The organism is Burkholderia ubonensis subsp. mesacidophila, from assembly GCF_002097715.1.
Lineage (GTDB): Bacteria > Pseudomonadota > Gammaproteobacteria > Burkholderiales > Burkholderiaceae > Burkholderia > Burkholderia mesacidophila.
The window spans coordinates 2,529,213-2,548,984 of the sequence record NZ_CP020738.1; the positions used below are offsets into that span (position 1 = coordinate 2,529,213).

A 19,772-nucleotide genomic window follows, 5' to 3' on the forward strand; every position below is an offset into this window, starting at 1 on the left:
GGGCGCGCGCAAGGCCGGCTGCCGCGCCGGTCATGCGGGCCAGCTGATTTCGAAGCGCGCGCCGCCGAGTTCGGCCGGATCGACCGCCGCGATCCGGCCGTTGTGCGCATGCAGCACCTGCCGCGTGATCGCGAGGCCGAGGCCGTAGCCGCCGGTGCGGCGGTCGAGCCGCACGAACGCGTCGAAGATCCGCTCGCGCTCGGATTCGGGCACGCCGGGGCCGTCGTCCTCGACGTAGACGCCGATGTTGCCGTGGTCGATCGCGATGCCGACCGCGATGCGCGAACGCGCGTACTTGCTCGCGTTGCGCAGCAGGTTGCGCATCGCGTACGACATCAGCCGCCGGTCCATCTCCACGCGCACGTCGGTCGCGATCGCGATGCGCGTCTCGATCGTCTTCTCCGGATACAGCAGCGCGGCGTCGTTGACCTGATGCTCGAGCCATGCGGCCAGCGCCGTCGGCTCGAGGTTCGACTGCAGCGAACTGTATTCGAGCCGCGCGTAGGTCAGGCTCATGTCGATCAGGTCGTCGAGCTCGGTGACGTCCAGCGCGATGCTGTCGAGCGCGCTCTCGTACTCGGCCGCCGAGCCGGGCTCGCGCAGGATCTCGAGCGCGAAGCGCACGCGTGCGAGCGGCGTGCGCAGCTCGTGCGAGATGCCGTTCGTGAGGTCGCGCTGCGCGGCGATCAGGCGCTCCATCCGCATCGCGAGCGCGTTCAGCGTGCGCGCGAGCGGGCCGATGATCACGCTGTGCGATTCGCGCGCGCGCGTGTTGAAGCGCCCGCCCGTGAAGTCGATCGCGCGCTCGCGCACCATCACGAGGTCCGACCACACCGGCCGCATCCAGCGGTACGCGGCCAGCGCGGGCGCGGCGAACACGAACGCAAGCACGAGCCACACGTCGCCCGGCAGCGCGTCGAACGCATGCCACACGAGGCGCGGCGACAGCACGAAGCAGAGCGCGAGCGCCGGCACGAGCGCCGTCAGCAGCACGAGGCCGAGCAGATGCAGGTAGGTGCGCACGTACAGGCGCGACCAGCTCGGGATGCGGTCGGCGCGCGTGTCGGTCCATGCGCGGCGGAAATGCATCCAGCGCCATTTGACGTAGCGCAGCGGCGACAGGGGGGGCGCATCGGGATGCGCGGCGGTTCGTTTGATCATCTCGGGTCTCGGCCAGGGCCTGTTCACGCTAACAACGGGCTTGCGCCGGCCCGCGCGGCGTCAGTCCCACGCATGCTTGCTGAACTGGTAGCCCTTGCTGCGGATCGTCTTGATCCGCTGCGGGTTGCTCGCGTCGTCGCGCAGCTTGCGGCGCAGCTTCGAGATACGCCCGTCGATCGTGCGGTCGAGGCCGTCGAATTCGACGCCGCGCAGCTGCAGCATCAGGTCGTCGCGGCTGACGACCTCGCCCGCATGGCAGACGAGCACCCACAGCAGGTCGAACTCGGCCGACGTCAGGTCCGGCAAGCTGCCGTCCGGCAGCACGACGGTGCGGTCGGTGCGGTCGATCGAGAACTTGCCGAACGTATGGCGCTCCGGCTGCGGGGCCGAGCTGTCGGCGACGCGCGCCGGCGCGCGGCGCAGTTGCGCCTTGATCCGTGCGAGCAGGATGCGCGGCTCGACCGGCTTGTGCACGTAGTCGTCCGCGCCGATCTCGAGGCCGAGCAGCTCGTCGAACGGCTCGTCGCGCGCGGTCACCATGATGATCACGCCGTCGTACTGCTTGCGCGCCTCGCGGCATATCTCGAAACCGTCCTTGCCCGGCAGGTTCACGTCGAGGATGACGAGATCCGGGCGGGTGGACAGGATCGCCGGCACGGCGGCATCACCGTGCAGCACGGTGTCGACTTCATAGTCGTTCTTGCGCAGATAGCCGGCGATCAGCGTGGATAGGCGAGTGTCGTCTTCGACGAGCAGGATCCGGAAAGACATGGGCAAACAATCGGTTCAACAGGGAAGCGGCGCCGAAACGGACAAGGTTCGGCGGCCGAAACGTACCGCATGATACTGCGCCTGCCGGTCGCGCATCTTCATATCTCAAAAATGAGGGCACAAATGCCGCCCGGCGACGCATGGCGCTTGACGAATCCGCGCCGAGACGGTTCCATACGGGCTCGCCGCAATCCGGGCGCCGCGCCGCCCTCGCCTGACGTCATGAAATACCAAGCGATCCTCGAACGCATCCATACCGAACTCGCCCCCTGGATCGGCCAGGGCCGTGTCGCCGACTACATCCCCGAACTCGCGAAAGTGCCCGCCGACAAGTTCGGCATGGCGGTCGTGACGCTCGACGGAAACGTTTACGCGGTCGGTGACGCGCATGAGCGCTTCTCGATCCAGAGCATCTCGAAGCTGTTTGCGTGCACGCTCGCGTTCCAGCTACTCGGCGACGCGCTGTGGGAGCGGGTCGGGCGCGAGCCGTCGGGCAACGCGTTCAACTCGCTCGTCCAGCTCGAGACCGAGCGCGGCAAGCCGCGCAACCCGTTCATCAACGCGGGCGCGCTCGTCGTCACCGACGTGCTGTGCCGCCGCTTCGTGAAGGCCGAGACCGCGCTCGTCGAATTCGTGCGGCGGCTGATCGGCGCGACCGACATCGACTACGATTCGCGCGTCGCGCTGTCGGAGCTGCAGCACGCCGAGCGCAACCGCGCGATGGCGCACTTCATGGCGAGCTTCGGCAACATGCAGATGCCGCCCGAGACGGTCGTCGACGCGTACTGCCGCCAGTGCGCGATCGAGATGAACTGCGTCGAGCTCGCGCGCGCCGCGCTGTTCCTCGCGAACGGCGGCGTCGCGCCGGCCACCGGCGAACGGATCGTCGATTCGAGCTCCGCGAAACGGCTTTCGGCGCTGATGCTGACCTGCGGCACCTACGACGCGGCCGGCGACTTCGTGTACCGGGTCGGCCTGCCCGCGAAGAGCGGCGTCGGCGGCGGGATCGTCGCGGTGCTGCCCGGCGAGATGGCCGTGTGCGTGTGGGCGCCGGGGCTGGACGCGAATGGGAACTCGCTTGCGGGGACGTTGGCGCTGGAGTGGTTGACGACTTATTCGGGAAGGTCGATTTTTTGAAGCGGCGAAGTTAGGCGCGCCTCATCTGGCGCAACGGCGGCAGATTCCTATCGGCGCGCGCCGGCGCGCTCAATGGGGAATTCGGCCATCGGCAGCAATCGGCCCACCTCGGCCGTTCGACATCGGGTAGGCCGGACGTCTCTTGATGACGGGCAGCGGTCAATCGAGCGCGAGGCACGCTGGCAAGTCATCGGTATTTGCGGGCGGTTCACCACCGTCAGCGGGACGGCGACCGCTCAACGATCAAGACCGCCCGTTTAGAGCAACTCGGCCTCCGTGACTACTGGCTGCCTCGGGCCAAGCGGGATTCGTCTTACAGCTACACTATCAGAAGTCGCGCGGGCTACGCCCTACGAATAGAATCGCTCATCAGCAAAAGAAGGTCGTGTACGAGCTGGCGATTCGATAGATAGAACAGCAACATCTCAACATCAACGAAAGCGGGAAAACTCACGCGACCAATCACGTCTTGTACGCGCCTCATCACCATCAAGTAAAACTCATAGGCGTCGCCTTCAGCGATAGTGCCCGATTTCAGCCAGTCGGCCAGCGTATTGACATACTCACCGTTCGGGACGTCTGGGATGTGCTTGCGTTGTCGCTTGAGGTAGCTCAGCGCCGCCAGTGTTTGTGAGTCCAAGGTGCTGAGCAGCTTATCGCGGCCAGGGGGAACCGGAAACGCCCGCGCATCAACCCCCTTCATAACGTGGATCGCATTCAGCGCGAAGGCGATCCGGGCGTCATAAATCAACGCCCATTCAGGCCAAACGAAGTTCAGCCATTTCGACCAACTTGCGATGCCCTTGAAAGGAAAATTGCAGTTCGCTTGAACACGTAGTTCCTGGAGTGAGCATATGGCAGAGAGGTCCGGGATGGCGGCATTCGTGTACACGCGCGCATATGCTTCAATGGTATCGTCCCCGTTGCTTCCCAGCGCGCCCCACTGACAGATCACAAATTTGCAAAGCTCGTTCATCTTGAACTGCCGCGTGTTTCCAGCCAGCAGGTGAACTTCTCTCGCCTTTCTCGCGACGTCAGACCGCAGTGCATTGGTGGCGGCCACACCACCTTCCTTGTCGATCGCGATAAGACCCAGCTTTGCAGCCTCTTTCGGAACGCCCTTACCCATCTTCCACTTGTAGTCCTTTAGTACCCCGACGTGCGGATCCAAATACGCCGCTACTGCGTCCCCGAACCTCTTTGCCTCTTGATTCATATTCCTGTCGAATCCTTTCCGTCATCCAATATCGTCGCCGGGCCTTGAATGCGGGCTTCTGGTCGTAAGTACATGTTCGTGGCGAGAAAGACTCTCCACAATCGCCATATCGACAAACTGTTTGACTCAGTCACCTGATTGCCCGCCCGCACCGAGTTCAACCGTTAACGATACGGGCCGCCCCCCTGCGAAAGCACTTCCATAATGCGCTGGACCTGTATCGACTCACTAACGCCGGTTGCACACCAGACAGCAAAGTGTTCGCAATTGTTGAACACAAGGTCATAGCCGCCCTTCCCCAACTGGCCGAGCGCTCGGTCTGCAATCTCATCGGCAGAAAATGTCTTGTATAGATTAGCATTTGGACTGAGCACCGGGCGGCTCCACGGTTGTCGCGGCTTTGCAATGAAGGACGAAACCCGATAGGTTTCGTGCCTGCGAGACTCATAAATCGATGCCGGGAACGTCACTACCTTCAGTTCCGTTGAGCCGTCCATGAACTCTTTGAGCGTCGTTTTGATAATTCGGTTGGCGTCGCCTGATAGTTCGCCTGCCCCATTCCTGTTGTTGAAGTGCACGACGGCCGAATCTGAAATGTAGATACCGTAATGGTCGTATAACCCGAGACGGCGGCTAACCTTGACCACTGCACCCTTTGTAAGCGCATTGTTCATCGAGAGCTTCGGCACCGTTCCGTGCCCAATCGAAACGGCGTACGGGTCTTTCATGATCGCGGGGAAGCTTTCCACTGCGTCTTTGATCCCACTGAATGCGTCCGCAATTGAATCCCAGATGGACATGACTCGATCGCTGAATTTAGTTGTCGGCATCCCTTTTATCGACACGTGCGCTGTAATCTTTAGAGTTTTCGTGGCTCTTGGGCGCGATCTTCTGATGCGTCTCCAGCGCCATTCGTTGCACGTGTATCGAGAAGCATCGGATGGAAAGGCGCGCAACTGCGCGAATCGTGGGGTGCTCTCGAATCGAATGGCGGTTTTTCGTGCCCGATTAGACATTTGGATGTCTAGGCTGCGGCGATCGCGAGCGGCTGAAGCTGGCCGGCAACTGCCGGTGGTGATCGGCGGAAACCGACCCAGAACGGTCTGTCGAATTTGCCGCTAGCGGTCATTCGTTATAGCGTTTCGGCGTCGGTATAATTTGATCCACTACAGTGCTCCCGCGCTCTTGCCAAATGCCATACGAGGCCATATGTCGGCGACATGGACAATGCTCAGTTCACGACTTCGAAGATAATCGACGATGCCGGAGCCAGGGCGTAATGGAGCGTAGCGATTCCCTATCGGGTTGACGCGTATCGGTTTGTCGGATAACTGCTATCGTGCGGCACGAGGCTCCTCCCATGCAACAATCAACGTGGTACCGGCGACGCATTCGATGATGAGATTGGCGTCGAAACTCGAACTCCCGTATTGTTGATCGCAAGCGCATCGTTGACGATCTTGGCCACAATTCGTGCGTTACCCATTACCAACGCATCTACACCATGTGCGGCATCGGGGGTGGGCGAATTTTCAAACTTAGACAAAAGAGGTTCCCGCTGATAAATGGAGATCAGATGTTTAATATCATCGTTTGATAGATGAGCCGCATCGATTCTATTAATCGTTGCGAAATAGAGAGAAGAAGGCATATTGGTCGAGTACAGTGCGAAAATGTCTTCATTCATCGTTTGACGAGTAGCATTCCACACTTCGGGAGCAATCTGAGGGTTACGCTTTTGGACATCAGCGAGCAGATTTTCCGCCATTGAATGCTCGACTCGCATTGGATCTCCACCACCAATGCACGCCACCAGTTGTTTGATTAGATCTTCTCGTTCCAAATCACGCCGGATCGCAGGCGGACGCAACGCGCCGGGAGCACGCTTGATAATTTGCACTGCTGCGTCGACGGCAGCGGATTCCTCTGGTGTCAGCGCAATTGTTGAATTTTTGGCGACTTCTTTATCAACCTGTGCAGCGCAACCTTGAGCAACACGTGTGGTCAGTAGAAGTACGAAAAACGACAGTTTGAGAATTTTCATTTAAATTCACTAAAGGATCGCTGACGCCTCACGCAGCGATTTCGAATGGTCAACATTGGTCCCTATGCACCGCTATCGATTGGTCTTCCGGCATCTGGATTTTGTCTTTGGAATATCGGCGCCATTGCTAAATCTATCGCACCGGCACACGCGTGCAAAGTGATCTGCCGCGCATCCGGCGGATTGTCGAGGATCTTGCACCTGCTGTCGACTGTCCGGTTGTGGCCGGCTACTGTCCGATGCGGTCGACCGAGATCGACCCGGAACGGTCTTTCGGCATGTCGAAGCACCAACGGCTCTTTACGAAGTCAAGCGGACTTCCGTCGCAGGAAGGCTACTGGCGGATCATCGCACTTTATCGACGTGGGCGCGGGTCGGGGCCTTCGTCTGCACTCTGGCGGATTGCCGAAGGTGGTGCGTCGAGCATGGGCGTCGCCGACAAGGCACAATATGGCGCGAAAGCATAGCAATTGCTGAGATCCTGTAACTCATTCGCGGATAGCCGACTCGAATATGCCCATCAAGAAGATCACTGACACCGGTCAAACATCAACTACTCTCGACCAATTCGGTCGCGCAGGATTTCCCTCTCGACTCACTATCGTGCCAGTCTATAAAGATGAGACTGAGACAATGTCACGTGCCAGAGTGAACGACACTTCCGCCCGTTCGTTCCATGTGAGAGCGCGCCTAGCAAAAGCTATGACACACCCTAAGGGAATTGAAGTCAACTTCGATGCGGAGACAGGTGGCTCTTTCTTCATTGCCAGTACCGGGGAGGCCTATGAGATCTCAACAACCAATGACGTCAAGTGCACGATTGAACTGAATTCCCGGCGGGAGCTTGCAGCGGTCAGTTTCCGATGTGACGCGTACTCGTCAGGCGAGGCACGTTTAGTTTTTCACAACGTCGTCCGGCCGTTACTCGATTACTTTTGTTATCTCGCGGATGTTCCATACCACATCGACCAGATTTCAATCGTTGATGAGCTTCACCACATACAAGATGTCGAAGTATTTCACTCTGAGATCTCGAAAGTGCTGGGAACTGGCGCAACTCCCGTGCTAGGGCTATTGGTCCCTTACTACGCCATGTACCGAGAGGGGAAGAACTCGACCAGTATGATCTATAAGTTTTTTTGTTACTACAAGATACTCGACGGTCTTATGACCGCACTCCAGCCAAAGCTGAAGAAGGCGGCTAAGGCGGCTGGGATTTCTTCCGAGTCCCTTGTACACTTGGTTCCGGAACCAACCGAGCACGACTTCTACGATTCGAAGCAGATGGAGTACGTCGGGAAATCGATGCAACTCTTCATGAGCGAATATCTGACCAAGCGATACAGAGACGCCGTGGCCCACTTTGTCTTGAAGGATGGCACGACCTTAAATGTTAGCGACCTTCGACAGATAGACAAGTACGTTAGTATTCTTCCGATCGTGGAAAACTGTTGCCGAAAAGCTATCGGAACGTTTGAGCATTTCCTATCGCAAAATTCATTGGCGGTAGGCTAGGCAAACCTCGCAGAAATTGGGCTACCGACGTCCGGGACCGTATCAAGTCATGAATTATATCGACTTCTGACAGCGCTTAGAATTGGAAGGTCATTGATCGGGCGCGCAATTCGCTATTGACTCGTTTTCCCAAAACACCCGCTCGTTTCGTGCCGGCTCATCAGTAGAAGGGACCGAAGACGCGACGCTAATTCTCGGCGATCGAGCGACCACTTTATGAATGAAGCCGCCACTTGAGTGTCAGCGTGACGACGTTGGGCGATTGTCGCTTCACGGCCGAACCCGGTCATCGAAGGCAGCACAGCGCTCGCCCGCTTGGGTGGCGCCGGGATGACATAGTCGGTTTATATTGCCGGAGTTCCAGCACGTTGGCGCTGGAATGGCTGACGACTTATTCGGGGCGGTCGAGTTTTTGACGTGCCGAGGTCGAGCGCGACTGATCCGGCGCCACGGCGGCGGGTCAATCGCGGCGCGCGCTGGCCTGCGCAACGGAGAATTCGCCCTTCTGCAGCAGTCGCCCCGGATCCGACGCTCGAAGCGACGCCGCTCAACGCGCATCGGTCAATGCCGGCCACCTCAATGCTGGCCAAGATACAGCCTGGCCTGGCGAACCTCCGGCCGAACCGTGTCCGCGTCTTGCGTGAGCGCAACGAGCTTTCCGTAGTAGAGCCTCGCCTTCTGTTTTTCCTGCGCCAGATCTGCCGCCGTCGCCGCGCCATACAGGCCGCGCAAGCGGTTGGGAGTCGCCTGCATGGATGCTTCATATTCCTTCAGCGCATCGGCAGGCCGCTTCAGATCGAGCAACATCTCGCCCAACTGTTCGCGCATCGGGTAAAGCCGGTTCTCCATCGCAACATTCTTCTCGCTCCCATCCTCGAGGTCGGCCGCAGCGCGCATCTGCTTGAGCGCGTCGTCGTCCTTGCCCCGGGCATGAGCCAGCCACGCCGACGCGGCCAGAATCTGCACCTGGACCTGCTCGGCCCAGTAAGGCTGGCTTGACTGTTCGAGTTTCGCGCGCAACTGCGTGAGCATGTCGATATTCGTCTGCGCGATGTCCGCCTTGCCGCTGCGAGCGCAGCCCAGCGCGCGGGCAAAGTACGTGATCGCCTCGGCCTGCGGCCAGCGGCTGCCGCGCGGCTCCAGCGCGGCAGCTTCTTGCCAGGCGCCGCGCTCGAGCGCATAGCGTGCCGGGATGGCTTCCAGCCCGGTATAGGTTCCCAGTCGGTCGAACGGGAATTTCGTGGCGGCGTTGGCGTCGTCGCGGACCTGTCTTGCTAGCGCCTCCTGGCCCAGCTGCAGGTACGCGTACTCCATGAAGTCCCATGAATGAGGCGCCGACGGGTGGGTGGCACCCGGCCAGCTCCTCGCGGTTTCTTCGCGCATCACCTTCAGCGCCGCTTCGTTCGATTTGACCGACGCGGCCCACATGCCGAGCATCGAGTAGATGTGCGAGGGCATATGCACTGCGTGCGGCGCCGCCGGCGCGATCTTCGCGTATTTGTCGGCGAACGGCAATCCACGCTGCGCGAGCGGTGGATAGTCGTAGCTGTGGATCAGGTAGTGCGCGATACCGGGATGGTCGGACTGCTCACGGTAGATCTTCTCCAGGATTGCCGCCGCCTTGAGTTGATTGGCGTACGTCTTGTCACTGGGCAGCGCGGCCTCGTTGAGTGCAAGCGCGTAGAAAATCGCGGCTTCCGAATCGTCGGGATATTTCTGCGTCAAGCGCGCCATGGCGTGCTCGTATGCCAGCGTGCGCTGACTTTGGGGGACCTTGTCGTAATCCTTGTAAAACGCCTCGGCCGCCAACAGCCAGTCGCGCTCCCGTTCGGTCCCGGGACCCAGCGCGAGGCCTTTCTCCACCGCATCCGAACCGCGCTTGAGCATCGTCTCGTCGAAAGGCGGCACCAGCGGATTGGGAGGCTGCGCCATCGCAAGGCCCCAATACGCAATCGCACAGTGCGGATCGGTATTGATCACGGCCTCGAACGCCTTGAGCGTCGCAGGGTAAAAGAACGAATGCAGCATCGCCAGTGCCTTTTCGAACTGGACTTGTGCCGCGGCGCTGCATGAAGTCGGGAACTTCACCGTGCCGAACTTCCCGCCCCCCGACGCCGCAGCGACATGTTCTTCGTGTTGAGCGAGCACGGGAGCGGCTGCGAGGATCGCGAGCGCGCATGCGCTGATTACCTGCTTGTGATTCATGGTGACCTCCTCCGCAGAGCGAAGGGCGTACTTCACGCACGATCGTCGAAAGGGGTGCCGGGCGGCCCGGCGGTGCTGTCCGTCACGATGCCATTGCCGTGGGAAAGGCCTCGGGTCGCCGCGCGTGGCCCGGATGGAAGGAAGCGAGTGACGAGACTCTTTTGTTTCTAGTCAAGGCAGGTGCCAACCAACACGCTCGGAAACCCTGAGAGGGTTCGCATTCTCGCGCGCGGATCAAGCGCGCAGGTCGCCGTTCATGACCGGCTAAACCATGATGAGGCCGTGCCGCATCCCCTGCATGACGGCCTCGGTGCGGCTGCTTGCGCCGAGCTTGCCGAAAATGGACGACAGGTGGAACTTCACCGTGTTGTCCGATATGTCGAGCTGGCGCGCGATCTCCTTGTTGCCGAGCCCTTCGGCGAGCATCGTCAGCACTTCGATCTCGCGCGGGGTGAGCATTTCGACCAGCGCCGCGGATGCCATCTGGCGCGGCGCCTTGCGCTCCGCCATCAGCCGGGCGAGGATCTCCGGGGATAGCACGCAAAGGCCCGCGGCCACGGCTTCGATCGCGGCGCTGATCTCGCCGGGCGTCGCGCCGCGCGGCAGCAGCGCCGTGGCGCCGCCCGCCAGCGCGTCATGGATCCAGTCGCTGTCGGCCTCGTCCGTGAGCAGGACGAGCGCCGGCATCGCGGGATGGCGGTCCGCGCCCAGCGCCGGCAAGTCGCCGGCCTGCGGCTCCAGTTCGACCAGGACCACATCCGGCAATTCGCCGGCAAGGCGGTCTGCGAGCGCGGCAACGTCGGCCGCGCTTCCTGCGAAATCCAGCGTCGGCGTGGCATCGACAAGCGCCTGCAGGCTTGCGCGCGCTTGCGGCGACGCAGCGACGACGGCGACCCTGACGGGGCTCATCGGTATCATCCCGGCATTCGGCATGCGGGCCCTTGCACGATTCTCAGCAGCATGAATTCCGTTGCGGGCGTTCGCCCACCGTGACCGAGCACGCGCTGCGCTCGCCGCCCCGGATCAGCCCGATCTTCAACGACTGTCCGATGCGGTCGCCGCCAAGCGCGGCATGCATGTCGTCCATGTCGCGGCACGGCTGGCCGTCGAGTTCGATCAGCACGTCCCCGATCAGCACCCCGCCCTGCTCCGCGGGCCCGCCCGCAGCCAGCGACACCACCAGCAGCCCGCGCTCCGAAGCCAGATTCAGTTTCGTCGCCCACGCCTGCGGCAGGTTCACCGTCTGCGTGCCGACGCCCAGGTAGCCGCGTGAGACACGCCCTTTTCTCGACAGCTCGTCGCACACGCGCGCCACGGTCATCGTCGGAATCAGCATGCCCGCGCCGGGTGCAAGTGCCGAAGTGCACAACCCCATCACCCGTCCCTGCATATCCGCGAGGGCTGCGCCGGAGAAACCGGGGCGCAGTCCGCCGTCCAGTCGTACGAAGGCGTCGAACTGGCCGCCTCGCCAGGTACGCCATGGCCCGCCGGCCGTGCCGACGACGCCGAAATCCGCGCTGGCGCCGAGCCGGTCCACGCGCGCCACCGCGAGCACCAGATGGCCTGCCTTGAGCGAGCGCGCGTCACCGGTCTCGACCGGGTTCGGCGCCACGTCACCGATCCTCAGTACGGCCAGGTCGGTGCCGAGGTCCCGTCCCGCCAGGGCGGCCGCCACGGTGCGACCATCGGCCAGGCTGACTTCAATGCCTTCTTCGTACCTGAGCGTATGCGCCGCCGTGACCACCACGCCCGGCTGCCAGATTACTCCACTAGACGGAAAGCGGCGCCGCCCGTGCACCGCGACGACACTCTGGCCGACGCGCTCGGCGATGGCCGCCAGGTTGTCGGAAAGATCCTGCAAGGGATTTCCGCTGGGGGTTGGGGTTTCCATGTGACGACTCCTGCCATGTGCTACCTGAATCGATGCTCGCGCGGCCGACCTGCCTGAAGATGACAGGCGGGCAAGCGCGGACGAGTGGATTCACGATGACAGGCGCGCGACGCTCACGCACCACCCTGATGGGTAGCCTGCGCGTCGAGCCGCTTGTTCATGGACGGCATCCGGCCCGCCGCCCCGCTTCGGGCCCTGGAAACATTCCACTGCAATGGCGGCGTCCGGACTACAGTGGGTATTTTCCCGACGCCTTTGAGCCAACCGCCTTCACACGAAGGTTGACGCGAGGTCAAGCGATGCCACTTCAAACCGGTAACCTGTTCAGTTTCGAAGCGAAGCGCGGCGACGACGAGCGGATCGACGTACTCGTCGCGGGGCAACGCCTGAACGTGGAGCGGATCGTGTCGATGGGACACGCGAGTCCCGAGGGATTCTGGTATGACGACTCGCGCGCCGAATGGGTTGTGCTGCTGTCGGGCGCGGCCGTGCTCGAGTTCGAAGACGATTCGACGCTGCACGACATGCGTCCCGGCGACTACGTGCTGATCGAGCCGCATTGCCGGCATCGCGTCGCGTGGACGCATGCGGAAGAGCAAACCGTCTGGCTTGCGATCTATTACGAACGCTGAATCGAGCGCCCAAACGGACTCCGCGTCAGCGTCCGGCGATGTTGACGGCTACGATCTCGTATCCGGGATCGGCGTGCATGGTCGCCGCTTTTTTTGCTTCCTCATACGAGAGAAAGGACATGGCGTCTTCAATCGCCGGTGCCATGCCGACGTCGCCGTCCTCGGCGGTGCAGAGGAATTGCTCACCGGTCTTTACGACATAGACGGTCGTCATGTCTCCCTCCATGGTTTGCAGGGGAACTTCCAGTCTAGCAGGCCGGAAGGATTGCGAGCGGTTCGCCGAGCCATTTCCGTATGGCCCCCGCCGGAGGCGTTCCCACCTCGTTGGGTCCGTGCCTCAATCCACGATTCCGTACGCAACCCGGCAGTCAAGCCTGGCGTAACTTCCCGCCCGCGCGCATCCGTTGAATATAATTCACGATCCGTCAAAATTTCATGCACGATGCACATGCATCGGCACAAGGAGCCTGGATGACGCTAGCCCAATTGCAGGCACTCGCCGCCGTGGTCGAACTCGGTTCGCTTACGGCTGCCGCCGACCGGCTCAGTCGCAGTCAATCCGCGATCAGCCATGCGTTGACCGAGCTGGAGGACATCACGCAGGTCAAGCTGCTCATGCGTGACCGGCAGCCGGTCGTATTGACCGCTGCCGGCGAACGTCTGTGGCCTTACGTCCGGAACGTGGTGCGGGAAGCGCAGACGCTGCGCCAGCAGTTCAGCCTGTCGCGCGGCAAGCTCGAAGGGCGGCTGGTGGTCGCCTCGCTGCCGAGCGTATCGCTTGCGTTCGTCGCGCCCGCGCTCGAGGCGTTGAAGGAAATGCATCCGGGCGTGTCGGCGGTGCTGCTCGAAGGCACGGACATAGAAGTCGAAGGGTGGATCGAGGACGGCACCGCCGACGTCGGCGTGGTGGCGGGCACGAAGACGTTCGCGAACAATCTGCCGCTGCTCGACGAGGATTTCGTCGCGGTAGCGGCAGCCGGCACGTTCGACGGCCGCAAGAGCGTGTCGGCCAAACAGTTGTCCGCGTTGCCCTTTATTTTCTCGAAGGCAGGTTGCGGGCCGGTGATCGCGGATTACTTCGCGCGTGCTGGCGCGCAACTTCGGGCCGCGTTCAACGTGGTCGAGATGCGCACCATTCTTTCGATGGCGGAGGCAGGCATGGGCGTGTCGATCGTCCCGCGCATCACGCTCACTTACACGCCGTTCGGCGGCCGGGTGCTGGCGTTGTCACCGAGACTGCATCGTTCCGTGCGGCTGTCGTGGAACACGGCCGGCAACGCGGTGATCGATGAATTTGTCAGGCTCGCCGCCGCACAACGCGTCAAGGCGGGAAAAGCGACCAGAACGCGGGCGAAGAAGGGAGCGCAATAGGTCGCCGGCGCGATGAAAAGCGCTCATGGGTGGCTTGCAGTTTATTCACGCTGAAGGCGACCGATATGCAATATCTTGTACGGCACGCATCAACCCGACTTCTCTGCGCCGAAGGAGACCGCCGTGCCTGCCTTGCCCACTCTGCTTGCTTTCGGACTCGTGTCGCTCGGCATGGCCCTGACGCCCGGCCCGAACATGATCTACCTGATTTCGCGTTCGATCTGCCAAGGCCGCCGTGCGGGTCTGCTGTCGCTCGGCGGCGTTGCGCTGGGGTTCGTGTTCTATATGTTTTGCGCGGCGTTCGGCATCACCGCGCTGGTGCTGACCGTGCCGTATGCGTACGACGCGTTGCGCATTTCCGGCGCGCTGTATCTGCTGTACCTGGCTTGGCAGGCGCTCAGGCCGGGCGGGCGCTCGGCGTTTCAGGTCCGCCGGTTGCCGCACGACAGCCGCCGAAAACTCTTCACGATGGGCTTCGTCACGAATCTCGCGAATCCGAAGATCGCGGTGATGTATCTGTCGCTACTGCCGCAGTTCATTTCGCCGGGACATGGCAGCGTGCTCGCGCAATCGCTGGCGCTCGGCTGCGTGCAGATCGCGGTGAGCGTGAGCGTCAACACGCTGATCGCAAGTATGGCCGGTTCGATCGCGGGTTTTCTCGCCGGCCGGCCGGTTTGGGCGTTGGTTCAGCGCGGGTTGATGGGCACCGTGCTGGCCGGATTGGCGGTGCGTATCGCACTCGAATCGCGAAGCTAGAGCGTGTCGTGCACTTTTCGGAATCGGGACTGTGTCCGCAAGCATCAGTCTGTCGGGCATGCATGGCGAAAACCCCGTTTTTCCTTGTCCAACGTACACTGCTGCCCGTCATTGGCTGTGGATCGGAGTGAATTTCATGGAACACGAGCGCAACGTGTCGCTTCCCGAGGACTGGTGCGAATTTGCGCACCCTCACTCGGAATGCGATGTCGACCACACGCGCGTTCAGGCGGAGCTGGACATCGAGATTCACCCGGACCACCCGTTCCATGGACGCGCGCTGACGGTACTTGCACATGCCAAAGGCAATGACGACGTTCTTTGTGCTCACAATGACGAGCCAGGGCGTTACTCGTTCATCCATCTCACATGGAGTGGACGTCCTGAGTTGGGCAACTGCCCGACCATTGATTTCGATGGGGATTGGAATGGCGTGTTGGGCTATTTCGGATACGTCGATCAAGTGCTGGCGCAGATTGCGGAGGACGAACGCGTCGGGCGACGCCAACCAGTGACGATGGCGGGAACGTGTTCACGGCCTGTCGTTATTCGTTACAGCGAACGGAACGACATCGACTAGAAGCCGAAACTTCCGAAACGTACATAACACGCTCCAGGGAGGACGGCAGGCGCGGCCGGCCGCCACCGCCCTGTTCCTGCCGTTCGCCGTCAGCTTCGGCGAACGGCAGCCTTCGGACCAGCCGGGGCCGTCGTGCACATCATGCTAATTGTCGCTGTCGTCGTTCCCGTGATGGCCGTGATCGCGATTTCGTAAAGGAACGGGTTGCAGATGTTGCAGTAGACGCTTGCGCCGCTGAATTTCGGGTCCGGGCTCTTGAACGTGTTCCAGCCTTCTCCGTAACACTTCCAGGAGATGTGCTTCTCCAGCAGCGAGCCGTCACCGTTGTAGCCCGGGTTGTAGCTGTTCAGCGGGTAGTCGGTGTTCGCCGCGCAGTTCGGGTTCGGGTGATACGGCAGCTTGCCGAGAGAGCCGACGATCGCGTCGACGCCCGGTTGCTTCGGGTCCGAGCAGTTGCTGTACGAGCCGCCGGTGTAGCCGTCTTGCGCATACCCGTTGTTCGTGCCGGGCTGCGGACGCGCGCATCGGTGCGTTTCACCTGCGGGCGGATTCGCCAGGATGGGCAGAGGCAAGCGCGACGAACCGATCGGCCGGTTCGCCGCGCAACGCCGGCATGCTGGTCACGGAGCCGTGCGACGGATTCGGCGCACGGCTCCACACAGGCCGGCGCTTACTCGAAGGACGTCGTGACGGCGAATTCGCAGAATACGTCCGGGCGCTCCTTGGCCGCTTCGATCGGATTGATGCTGCCGCGGTTGATCCGGCTCAGATAGAGCCCGGTGTCGGCGCGCAGCGTGATCTTGTTCGGCCCGACGTTTGCCACGGTAAACAGGCAGAACACGTCGACGTTCTGCTTGGCGGCCTCGATCGGATTGGTCGCGCCGCGATTGATCCGGCTCAGGTACAGGCCGTTGTCGGCGAGCAGCGCGATCTGCTGCGGACCGACAGTCACCACCCGGAATTTTGAAAAAACATCGATTTCCTTCTTTGCCGCCTCGATCGGATTTTCACTGCCCCGATTGATGCGGCTCAGATACAGCCCATCGTCCGCCTGCAATGCAATTGCGATATAGCCCGAAGAAGACATGATCCACTCCTGTCAAAGTTTGCTTCAACACGTCGGATTTTCATGCATCGGATTGAACCGCCCTGCCTGGCTCGAACCGGCCTGATTCGAGCCATTCTGAGCATAGCTTACAAAGTTTAATTTGCAAATATGGAATCGCAAAATTGAATTAACCGAGCCACCCGCCGAGATATTTTTCCACTACTGAATAATTCAACCAATCTATTAATTTGAATAATTCAGTCATTTATCCAGCAGAATTTCGTCGATCGACCTGATCGAGCGATTCGGCCAGCCGCATCCGCAGGACGCGGCACGGGCCGCCGGGCCCGCGCCGCCCCACCCTGCTTACTTCGCGATGGTCACGCCCGTCGTCGGGCACGTGCCCTGCGTGCTGCCGTCGGTCACGAGCGACGCGGCGCTCGGGAACTGCGCGGTCGCGTCCGTCTTCACCGCGATCCACGCCTCGGTGAAATAGCTGACGCCGTTCGCCTTCGTGCATTTCAGCGACACCGCGCTGCGCGTGTTGCTGCCGAACGCGCCTTCGAACGCGGTCAGCAGCTGGTTGCGGGTCACGGTCCGGCCCGCGTTCGCCTGCAGGAACGCGTTGAACGACGTGTTGCCGAGGCGGCTGATCATGCCGGCCGCCTGGTTCCAGTATGCATCGGGCGACGCCGCGTTCGAGCAGGTGCCGTGCTTGAACCACTCGTGCTTGTCGAGACACGACGCGACGCCCGGCATGTAGGTCGACAGCGTGTTGCGGGTCGCGGCGCTGACCGGATATGCGTCCATGCTGCACCACTGGTGGCTGTTGTCGAGATCGATGTCGCTCTGCGGCACGCCGCAGAAGAACGGCTGGTTGCCGTCGTAGCTGTTCGGCCACAGCCCGTGCAGCGACAGGCTGGTCGCCGCATACGAGCCGGCGAGGTTCGAGCACTCCGGCGTGGCATGCGTCGCGCAGAAGCCCGGCTCCCACGAGGAGGCAAGCAGCAGGTAGTCGTAGCTGGTCTGCGCGCCGGCGTGCATCGAGGCGGCAGTAACGGCGAGCGCGGTCGCGGCGCGGATGAGCGTCTTGAGCATGGGGATTCCCTCGGAAAGGACTCGCGGTCGCGGGATGCGCCGCGAGATTGTCGTACGGCTGAACGCGATTGTTGCCGCAACAACATGGCACGAATATGAATGCCGCGCTGTCCCGCCCGAGCGCCGATTCCAGCGGCTACCGGTAACCGATTGCGTCACGCAGGGTGGCGCATGGCGGCACCGCCGCGCCGCGGTTCGACAAGGTCCGGCAATTGCGCCAGAATCGTCGGCTCCGAGGGCGAAAGCCCCTTTTAACCGCGCAAGACGGAACAACAACCGATGAAAACCTCGATGATGCGCCGGCGCCTGCTGGCCGCCGGCATGGTTGCGAGCAGCCTCGCGCTGTCCGGCTGTTTCACGAAGGACCTGTACGAAAAGAAAGACAAGGACTACGTCGAATCCGTGTCCGCCTTCCTGATCACCGAGGACGGCAAGCAGCTGGTGGTGCTGGGCGATCGCTACCACTACATCTTCGCGCTGCCGGACAAGCTGCGGCCGGTGCTGATGTCCGGCTACCGGAAATCGCTGCGCTCGTCGTTCGACCGCTTCAAGGTGGACGGCAGCGCCGTGACGGGCCACTACCGCACCGTGCTGCCGCCCGACGCGTCCGCGGAGGACCGGCAGGCGGCCGTCGCCGACGGTTTCACGGAAGCAAAGAACGGCCTCGCGTTCGACGGCGAGATCAGCGGCAAGCGCTACAGCGCCGACGGCTTCGCGCAGATGCAGAAGACCGCCGCCCAGCCGTTCAACAAGCCGTACCGCGTCTGGATCCACGAACCGCTGTCCGCGTTCGACAAGGGCCTCCGGTTGCTGGCCACGCCCGTGACCGTCGCGGCCGACGGCGTGCTGGTGCTGGGCGGCGTCGTGCTGCTGCCGTTCGCGCTCGTCGCGATCGAGGCGCAAGGCGGACTCCACATCCCCTGATCGTTCGCCACGCCCGCACCGGAGCCTCCACATGACCGCCTCGCCGCTTCACACTCCGCCGCTCGGCCCGCTGCTGAAACGCTGGCGGCTCCTGCGCCGCGTGAAGCAGAGCCACGCGGCCGAGCTGTTCGGCGTCGCGCAATCGACGATTTCCCGCTGGGAAGCCGGCGTCCAGCAGATGTCGCCCGACGAGCGCGCGATCGCCGAGCGCCTGCTCGCGGCGCGGCTCGATTCCGCCGGCGACCGCGCGCTCGCGCGGCTCGTCGGCGACCATCCCGGCCGCGTGCACCTCGTGTGCGACCTCACGCACCGGCTGCTGGCATGCTCGTCGCTGCGCGCCGCCGAATTCGCGAAACCGCTGCCGACGATGCTCGGCGCGTCGCTGTGGCGCTATGCGACGCCGGAAATCGCCGCGCTGGAGGCGTCGCTCGACACGCTCGGCTGGCGCGACAGCGCCGGCCCGCCGTGCGTCGAGTTCGACAGCGGCGCGAACGCGTCGCGCATCGTGCCGATCCGCCGCAGCACCTGCCGCTGGACCCGGATGATCCTGTCGGACGGCTCGGCCGCGCGGCTCGTCGAAACGCTGTGACGCGCCGCGCATATTTCATGCGTGGACAGCCCACCGGCATCCGGCCTACGCTTGACGGCCCCCAACCCGGACCTTGCGGACCTCACCGATGACTCCCGACACGATCCACGCCCGGCTCGCCTTCCTGCGCGAAGCGGAACGCCTGAAGGACGTGCTGCGCAGCGGCCACACGTCGGCCGGCCGCGCGGAAAGCACCGCCGAGCACAGCTGGCGGCTGTGCCTGATGGCGCTGGTGTTCGCCGACGCGCTCGACGGCGTCGACCCGCTGAAGCTGCTGAAGCTGTGCGTCGTCCACGACCTCGGCGAAGCGCTGCACGGCGACATCCCGGCGGTCGAGCAGGCCGCGCACCCGGACAAGAGCGCGCACGAGCGGCGCGACCTGCTGACGCTGACCGTCGGCCTCGACGCCGCGCTGCGCGACGAGATCGTGTCGCTGTGGGACGAATACGAGCAGGCCGCGTCGCCGGAAGCGAAGGCCGTCAAGGCGCTGGACAAGCTGGAAACGATCCTGCAGCACAACCAGGGTGACAATCCGCCGGACTTCGACTACGCGTTCAATCTCGGCTACGGCCGGCGCCATACGGACGCGAGCCCGCTGTTCCGCGCGATCCGGGCGATCGTCGACGCCGACACGCAAGGCCGGATCGACGCCGGCGCGCGGGACGCGTGATCGGGCTGCGGCGAGCGCACGCGACGCGGACGCCGGCCGTCGCGGCGCCGTAAAGATTGCCCACAAACGCGCACAATCGCGCACAATTCGCCAGCAATTCAGCAGACGAATTCGCTTATCATAGGCGCCCGACCCGATTCATCCTGGCCGCATCGCAACGCATG

General features: G+C 62.5%; 22 protein-coding genes. 10 read left to right on the forward strand and 12 right to left on the reverse strand.

Going from position 1 to position 19,772, the window contains the following annotated elements:
• Nucleotides 1-30: 30 nt before the first annotated feature.
• Together B7P44_RS28845 and B7P44_RS28850 are read right to left on the reverse strand one after the other, a co-directional pair.
• Nucleotides 31-1,161 carry an ATP-binding protein gene (locus tag B7P44_RS28845; protein WP_084909278.1) on the reverse strand — a complete coding sequence of 377 codons (1,131 nt, stop codon included), beginning with the start codon at nucleotides 1,159-1,161 and terminating at the stop codon, nucleotides 31-33.
• A gap of 60 nt (nucleotides 1,162-1,221) precedes the next feature.
• Complete coding sequence (locus B7P44_RS28850; RefSeq protein ID WP_084909279.1) at nucleotides 1,222-1,932, reverse strand: response regulator; 711 nt, start codon at nucleotides 1,930-1,932, stop codon at nucleotides 1,222-1,224.
• Between the two features lie 222 nt (nucleotides 1,933-2,154).
• On the opposite strand from B7P44_RS28850, the gene B7P44_RS28855 reads away from it, so the two are divergent.
• On the forward strand, nucleotides 2,155-3,069 hold the full coding sequence (locus B7P44_RS28855) for a glutaminase (protein ID WP_084909280.1): 915 nt from the start codon (nucleotides 2,155-2,157) through the stop codon (nucleotides 3,067-3,069).
• Nucleotides 3,070-3,412: 343 nt separating this feature from the next.
• Here B7P44_RS28855 and B7P44_RS28860 read toward each other — a convergent pair whose 3' ends face one another.
• The 3 genes from B7P44_RS28860 to B7P44_RS36800 form a co-directional block, all read right to left on the reverse strand.
• A complete protein-coding gene (locus B7P44_RS28860; protein ID WP_084909281.1) occupies nucleotides 3,413-4,285 on the reverse strand; it encodes a hypothetical protein in 873 nt (290 codons plus the stop codon).
• A gap of 164 nt (nucleotides 4,286-4,449) precedes the next feature.
• Entirely contained in the window at nucleotides 4,450-5,085 is a 636-nt protein-coding gene (locus tag B7P44_RS28865) for a lecithin retinol acyltransferase family protein (protein WP_157721113.1), read from the reverse strand.
• Nucleotides 5,086-5,654: 569 nt separating this feature from the next.
• Nucleotides 5,655-6,329, reverse strand: a complete 675-nt coding sequence (locus B7P44_RS36800; RefSeq protein WP_133117937.1) for a hypothetical protein — start codon at nucleotides 6,327-6,329, stop codon at nucleotides 5,655-5,657.
• 152 nt (nucleotides 6,330-6,481) lie between these two features.
• On the opposite strand from B7P44_RS36800, the gene B7P44_RS36805 reads away from it, so the two are divergent.
• Together B7P44_RS36805 and mauJ are read left to right on the forward strand one after the other, a co-directional pair.
• On the forward strand, nucleotides 6,482-6,796 hold the full coding sequence (locus B7P44_RS36805) for a hypothetical protein (protein ID WP_133117938.1): 315 nt from the start codon (nucleotides 6,482-6,484) through the stop codon (nucleotides 6,794-6,796).
• Nucleotides 6,797-6,842: 46 nt separating this feature from the next.
• Nucleotides 6,843-7,844, forward strand: coding sequence for a methylamine utilization protein MauJ (gene mauJ / locus B7P44_RS28870; RefSeq protein ID WP_133117939.1), 1,002 nt, complete (start codon nucleotides 6,843-6,845; stop codon nucleotides 7,842-7,844).
• 576 nt (nucleotides 7,845-8,420) lie between these two features.
• On the opposite strand, the gene B7P44_RS28875 is transcribed toward mauJ, so the two are convergent.
• The 3 genes from B7P44_RS28875 to B7P44_RS28885 all read right to left on the reverse strand — a co-directional run bounded on the left by B7P44_RS28875 (nucleotide 8,421) and on the right by B7P44_RS28885 (nucleotide 11,940).
• Nucleotides 8,421-10,049 (reverse strand): tetratricopeptide repeat protein, encoded by a 1,629-nt coding sequence (locus tag B7P44_RS28875; protein ID WP_084909284.1) that lies wholly within the window; start codon nucleotides 10,047-10,049, stop codon nucleotides 8,421-8,423.
• Between the two features lie 264 nt (nucleotides 10,050-10,313).
• Nucleotides 10,314-10,958, reverse strand: coding sequence for a LuxR C-terminal-related transcriptional regulator (locus B7P44_RS28880; protein WP_084910083.1), 645 nt, complete (start codon nucleotides 10,956-10,958; stop codon nucleotides 10,314-10,316).
• 43 nt (nucleotides 10,959-11,001) lie between these two features.
• Nucleotides 11,002-11,940: a S1C family serine protease gene (locus tag B7P44_RS28885; protein ID WP_084909285.1), complete on the reverse strand. Its 939-nt coding sequence runs from the start codon at nucleotides 11,938-11,940 to the stop codon at nucleotides 11,002-11,004.
• Nucleotides 11,941-12,239: 299 nt separating this feature from the next.
• Between B7P44_RS28885 and B7P44_RS28890 the strand changes: the two genes are divergently transcribed.
• The gene (locus B7P44_RS28890; RefSeq protein ID WP_084909286.1) at nucleotides 12,240-12,572 is read left to right on the forward strand and encodes a cupin domain-containing protein; all 333 of its coding nucleotides are present in this window, start codon (nucleotides 12,240-12,242) and stop codon (nucleotides 12,570-12,572) included.
• A gap of 25 nt (nucleotides 12,573-12,597) precedes the next feature.
• Here the strand turns inward: B7P44_RS28890 and B7P44_RS28895 are convergent, their stop codons facing one another.
• Nucleotides 12,598-12,786, reverse strand: coding sequence for a hypothetical protein (locus B7P44_RS28895; protein ID WP_084910084.1), 189 nt, complete (start codon nucleotides 12,784-12,786; stop codon nucleotides 12,598-12,600).
• A gap of 257 nt (nucleotides 12,787-13,043) precedes the next feature.
• Between B7P44_RS28895 and B7P44_RS28900 the strand changes: the two genes are divergently transcribed.
• The 3 genes from B7P44_RS28900 (at nucleotide 13,044) to B7P44_RS36810 (ending at nucleotide 15,279) form a co-directional block, all read left to right on the forward strand.
• The gene (locus B7P44_RS28900; RefSeq protein ID WP_084909287.1) at nucleotides 13,044-13,943 is read left to right on the forward strand and encodes a LysR family transcriptional regulator; all 900 of its coding nucleotides are present in this window, start codon (nucleotides 13,044-13,046) and stop codon (nucleotides 13,941-13,943) included.
• Nucleotides 13,944-14,066: 123 nt separating this feature from the next.
• Complete coding sequence (locus B7P44_RS28905; RefSeq protein WP_084910085.1) at nucleotides 14,067-14,699, forward strand: LysE family translocator; 633 nt, start codon at nucleotides 14,067-14,069, stop codon at nucleotides 14,697-14,699.
• 136 nt (nucleotides 14,700-14,835) lie between these two features.
• Nucleotides 14,836-15,279, forward strand: coding sequence for a hypothetical protein (locus B7P44_RS36810; RefSeq protein WP_133117940.1), 444 nt, complete (start codon nucleotides 14,836-14,838; stop codon nucleotides 15,277-15,279).
• Nucleotides 15,280-15,368: 89 nt separating this feature from the next.
• On the opposite strand, the gene B7P44_RS28910 is transcribed toward B7P44_RS36810, so the two are convergent.
• The 3 genes from B7P44_RS28910 to B7P44_RS28920 form a co-directional block, all read right to left on the reverse strand.
• A complete protein-coding gene (locus tag B7P44_RS28910; RefSeq protein ID WP_321970413.1) occupies nucleotides 15,369-15,851 on the reverse strand; it encodes a hypothetical protein in 483 nt (160 codons plus the stop codon).
• 98 nt (nucleotides 15,852-15,949) lie between these two features.
• Nucleotides 15,950-16,366 carry a fascin domain-containing protein gene (locus tag B7P44_RS28915; protein ID WP_084909288.1) on the reverse strand — a complete coding sequence of 139 codons (417 nt, stop codon included), beginning with the start codon at nucleotides 16,364-16,366 and terminating at the stop codon, nucleotides 15,950-15,952.
• Between the two features lie 327 nt (nucleotides 16,367-16,693).
• The gene (locus B7P44_RS28920; RefSeq protein ID WP_084909289.1) at nucleotides 16,694-17,425 is read right to left on the reverse strand and encodes a ribonuclease T2; all 732 of its coding nucleotides are present in this window, start codon (nucleotides 17,423-17,425) and stop codon (nucleotides 16,694-16,696) included.
• 279 nt (nucleotides 17,426-17,704) lie between these two features.
• Here B7P44_RS28920 and B7P44_RS28925 point away from each other — a divergent pair, with 279 nt between their 5' ends.
• From B7P44_RS28925 to B7P44_RS28935, 3 genes are all read left to right on the forward strand, one after another.
• Nucleotides 17,705-18,349: a hypothetical protein gene (locus B7P44_RS28925; RefSeq protein ID WP_084909290.1), complete on the forward strand. Its 645-nt coding sequence runs from the start codon at nucleotides 17,705-17,707 to the stop codon at nucleotides 18,347-18,349.
• Between the two features lie 31 nt (nucleotides 18,350-18,380).
• Nucleotides 18,381-18,938 carry a helix-turn-helix domain-containing protein gene (locus B7P44_RS28930; RefSeq protein WP_084909291.1) on the forward strand — a complete coding sequence of 186 codons (558 nt, stop codon included), beginning with the start codon at nucleotides 18,381-18,383 and terminating at the stop codon, nucleotides 18,936-18,938.
• 88 nt (nucleotides 18,939-19,026) lie between these two features.
• Nucleotides 19,027-19,608: an HD domain-containing protein gene (locus B7P44_RS28935; protein ID WP_084909292.1), complete on the forward strand. Its 582-nt coding sequence runs from the start codon at nucleotides 19,027-19,029 to the stop codon at nucleotides 19,606-19,608.
• The last annotated feature ends 164 nt before the right edge of the window (nucleotides 19,609-19,772 follow it).

Excerpts from the sequence above, each read along its gene's own strand:
- B7P44_RS28925 (WP_084909290.1), top strand. The coding sequence starts at position 17,705 with ATGAAAACCTCGATGATGCGCCGGCGCCTGCTGGCCGCCGGCATGGTT.
- B7P44_RS28920 (WP_084909289.1), bottom strand. The coding sequence starts at position 17,425 with ATGCTCAAGACGCTCATCCGCGCCGCGACCGCGCTCGCCGTTACTGCC.
- B7P44_RS36810 (WP_133117940.1), top strand. The coding sequence starts at position 14,836 with ATGGAACACGAGCGCAACGTGTCGCTTCCCGAGGACTGGTGCGAATTT.
- B7P44_RS28880 (WP_084910083.1), bottom strand. The coding sequence starts at position 10,958 with ATGAGCCCCGTCAGGGTCGCCGTCGTCGCTGCGTCGCCGCAAGCGCGC.
- B7P44_RS28900 (WP_084909287.1), top strand. The coding sequence starts at position 13,044 with ATGACGCTAGCCCAATTGCAGGCACTCGCCGCCGTGGTCGAACTCGGT.
- B7P44_RS28850 (WP_084909279.1), bottom strand. The coding sequence starts at position 1,932 with ATGTCTTTCCGGATCCTGCTCGTCGAAGACGACACTCGCCTATCCACG.
- B7P44_RS28845 (WP_084909278.1), bottom strand. The coding sequence starts at position 1,161 with ATGATCAAACGAACCGCCGCGCATCCCGATGCGCCCCCCCTGTCGCCG.
- B7P44_RS28855 (WP_084909280.1), top strand. The coding sequence starts at position 2,155 with ATGAAATACCAAGCGATCCTCGAACGCATCCATACCGAACTCGCCCCC.
- B7P44_RS28890 (WP_084909286.1), top strand. The coding sequence starts at position 12,240 with ATGCCACTTCAAACCGGTAACCTGTTCAGTTTCGAAGCGAAGCGCGGC.
- B7P44_RS28935 (WP_084909292.1), top strand. The coding sequence starts at position 19,027 with ATGACTCCCGACACGATCCACGCCCGGCTCGCCTTCCTGCGCGAAGCG.
- B7P44_RS28875 (WP_084909284.1), bottom strand. The coding sequence starts at position 10,049 with ATGAATCACAAGCAGGTAATCAGCGCATGCGCGCTCGCGATCCTCGCA.
- B7P44_RS36800 (WP_133117937.1), bottom strand. The coding sequence starts at position 6,329 with ATGAAAATTCTCAAACTGTCGTTTTTCGTACTTCTACTGACCACACGT.
- B7P44_RS28915 (WP_084909288.1), bottom strand. The coding sequence starts at position 16,366 with ATGTCTTCTTCGGGCTATATCGCAATTGCATTGCAGGCGGACGATGGG.
- mauJ (WP_133117939.1), top strand. The coding sequence starts at position 6,843 with ATGCCCATCAAGAAGATCACTGACACCGGTCAAACATCAACTACTCTC.
- B7P44_RS28930 (WP_084909291.1), top strand. The coding sequence starts at position 18,381 with ATGACCGCCTCGCCGCTTCACACTCCGCCGCTCGGCCCGCTGCTGAAA.
- B7P44_RS28885 (WP_084909285.1), bottom strand. The coding sequence starts at position 11,940 with ATGGAAACCCCAACCCCCAGCGGAAATCCCTTGCAGGATCTTTCCGAC.
- B7P44_RS28895 (WP_084910084.1), bottom strand. The coding sequence starts at position 12,786 with ATGACGACCGTCTATGTCGTAAAGACCGGTGAGCAATTCCTCTGCACC.
- B7P44_RS28865 (WP_157721113.1), bottom strand. The coding sequence starts at position 5,085 with ATGTCCATCTGGGATTCAATTGCGGACGCATTCAGTGGGATCAAAGAC.
- B7P44_RS28860 (WP_084909281.1), bottom strand. The coding sequence starts at position 4,285 with ATGAATCAAGAGGCAAAGAGGTTCGGGGACGCAGTAGCGGCGTATTTG.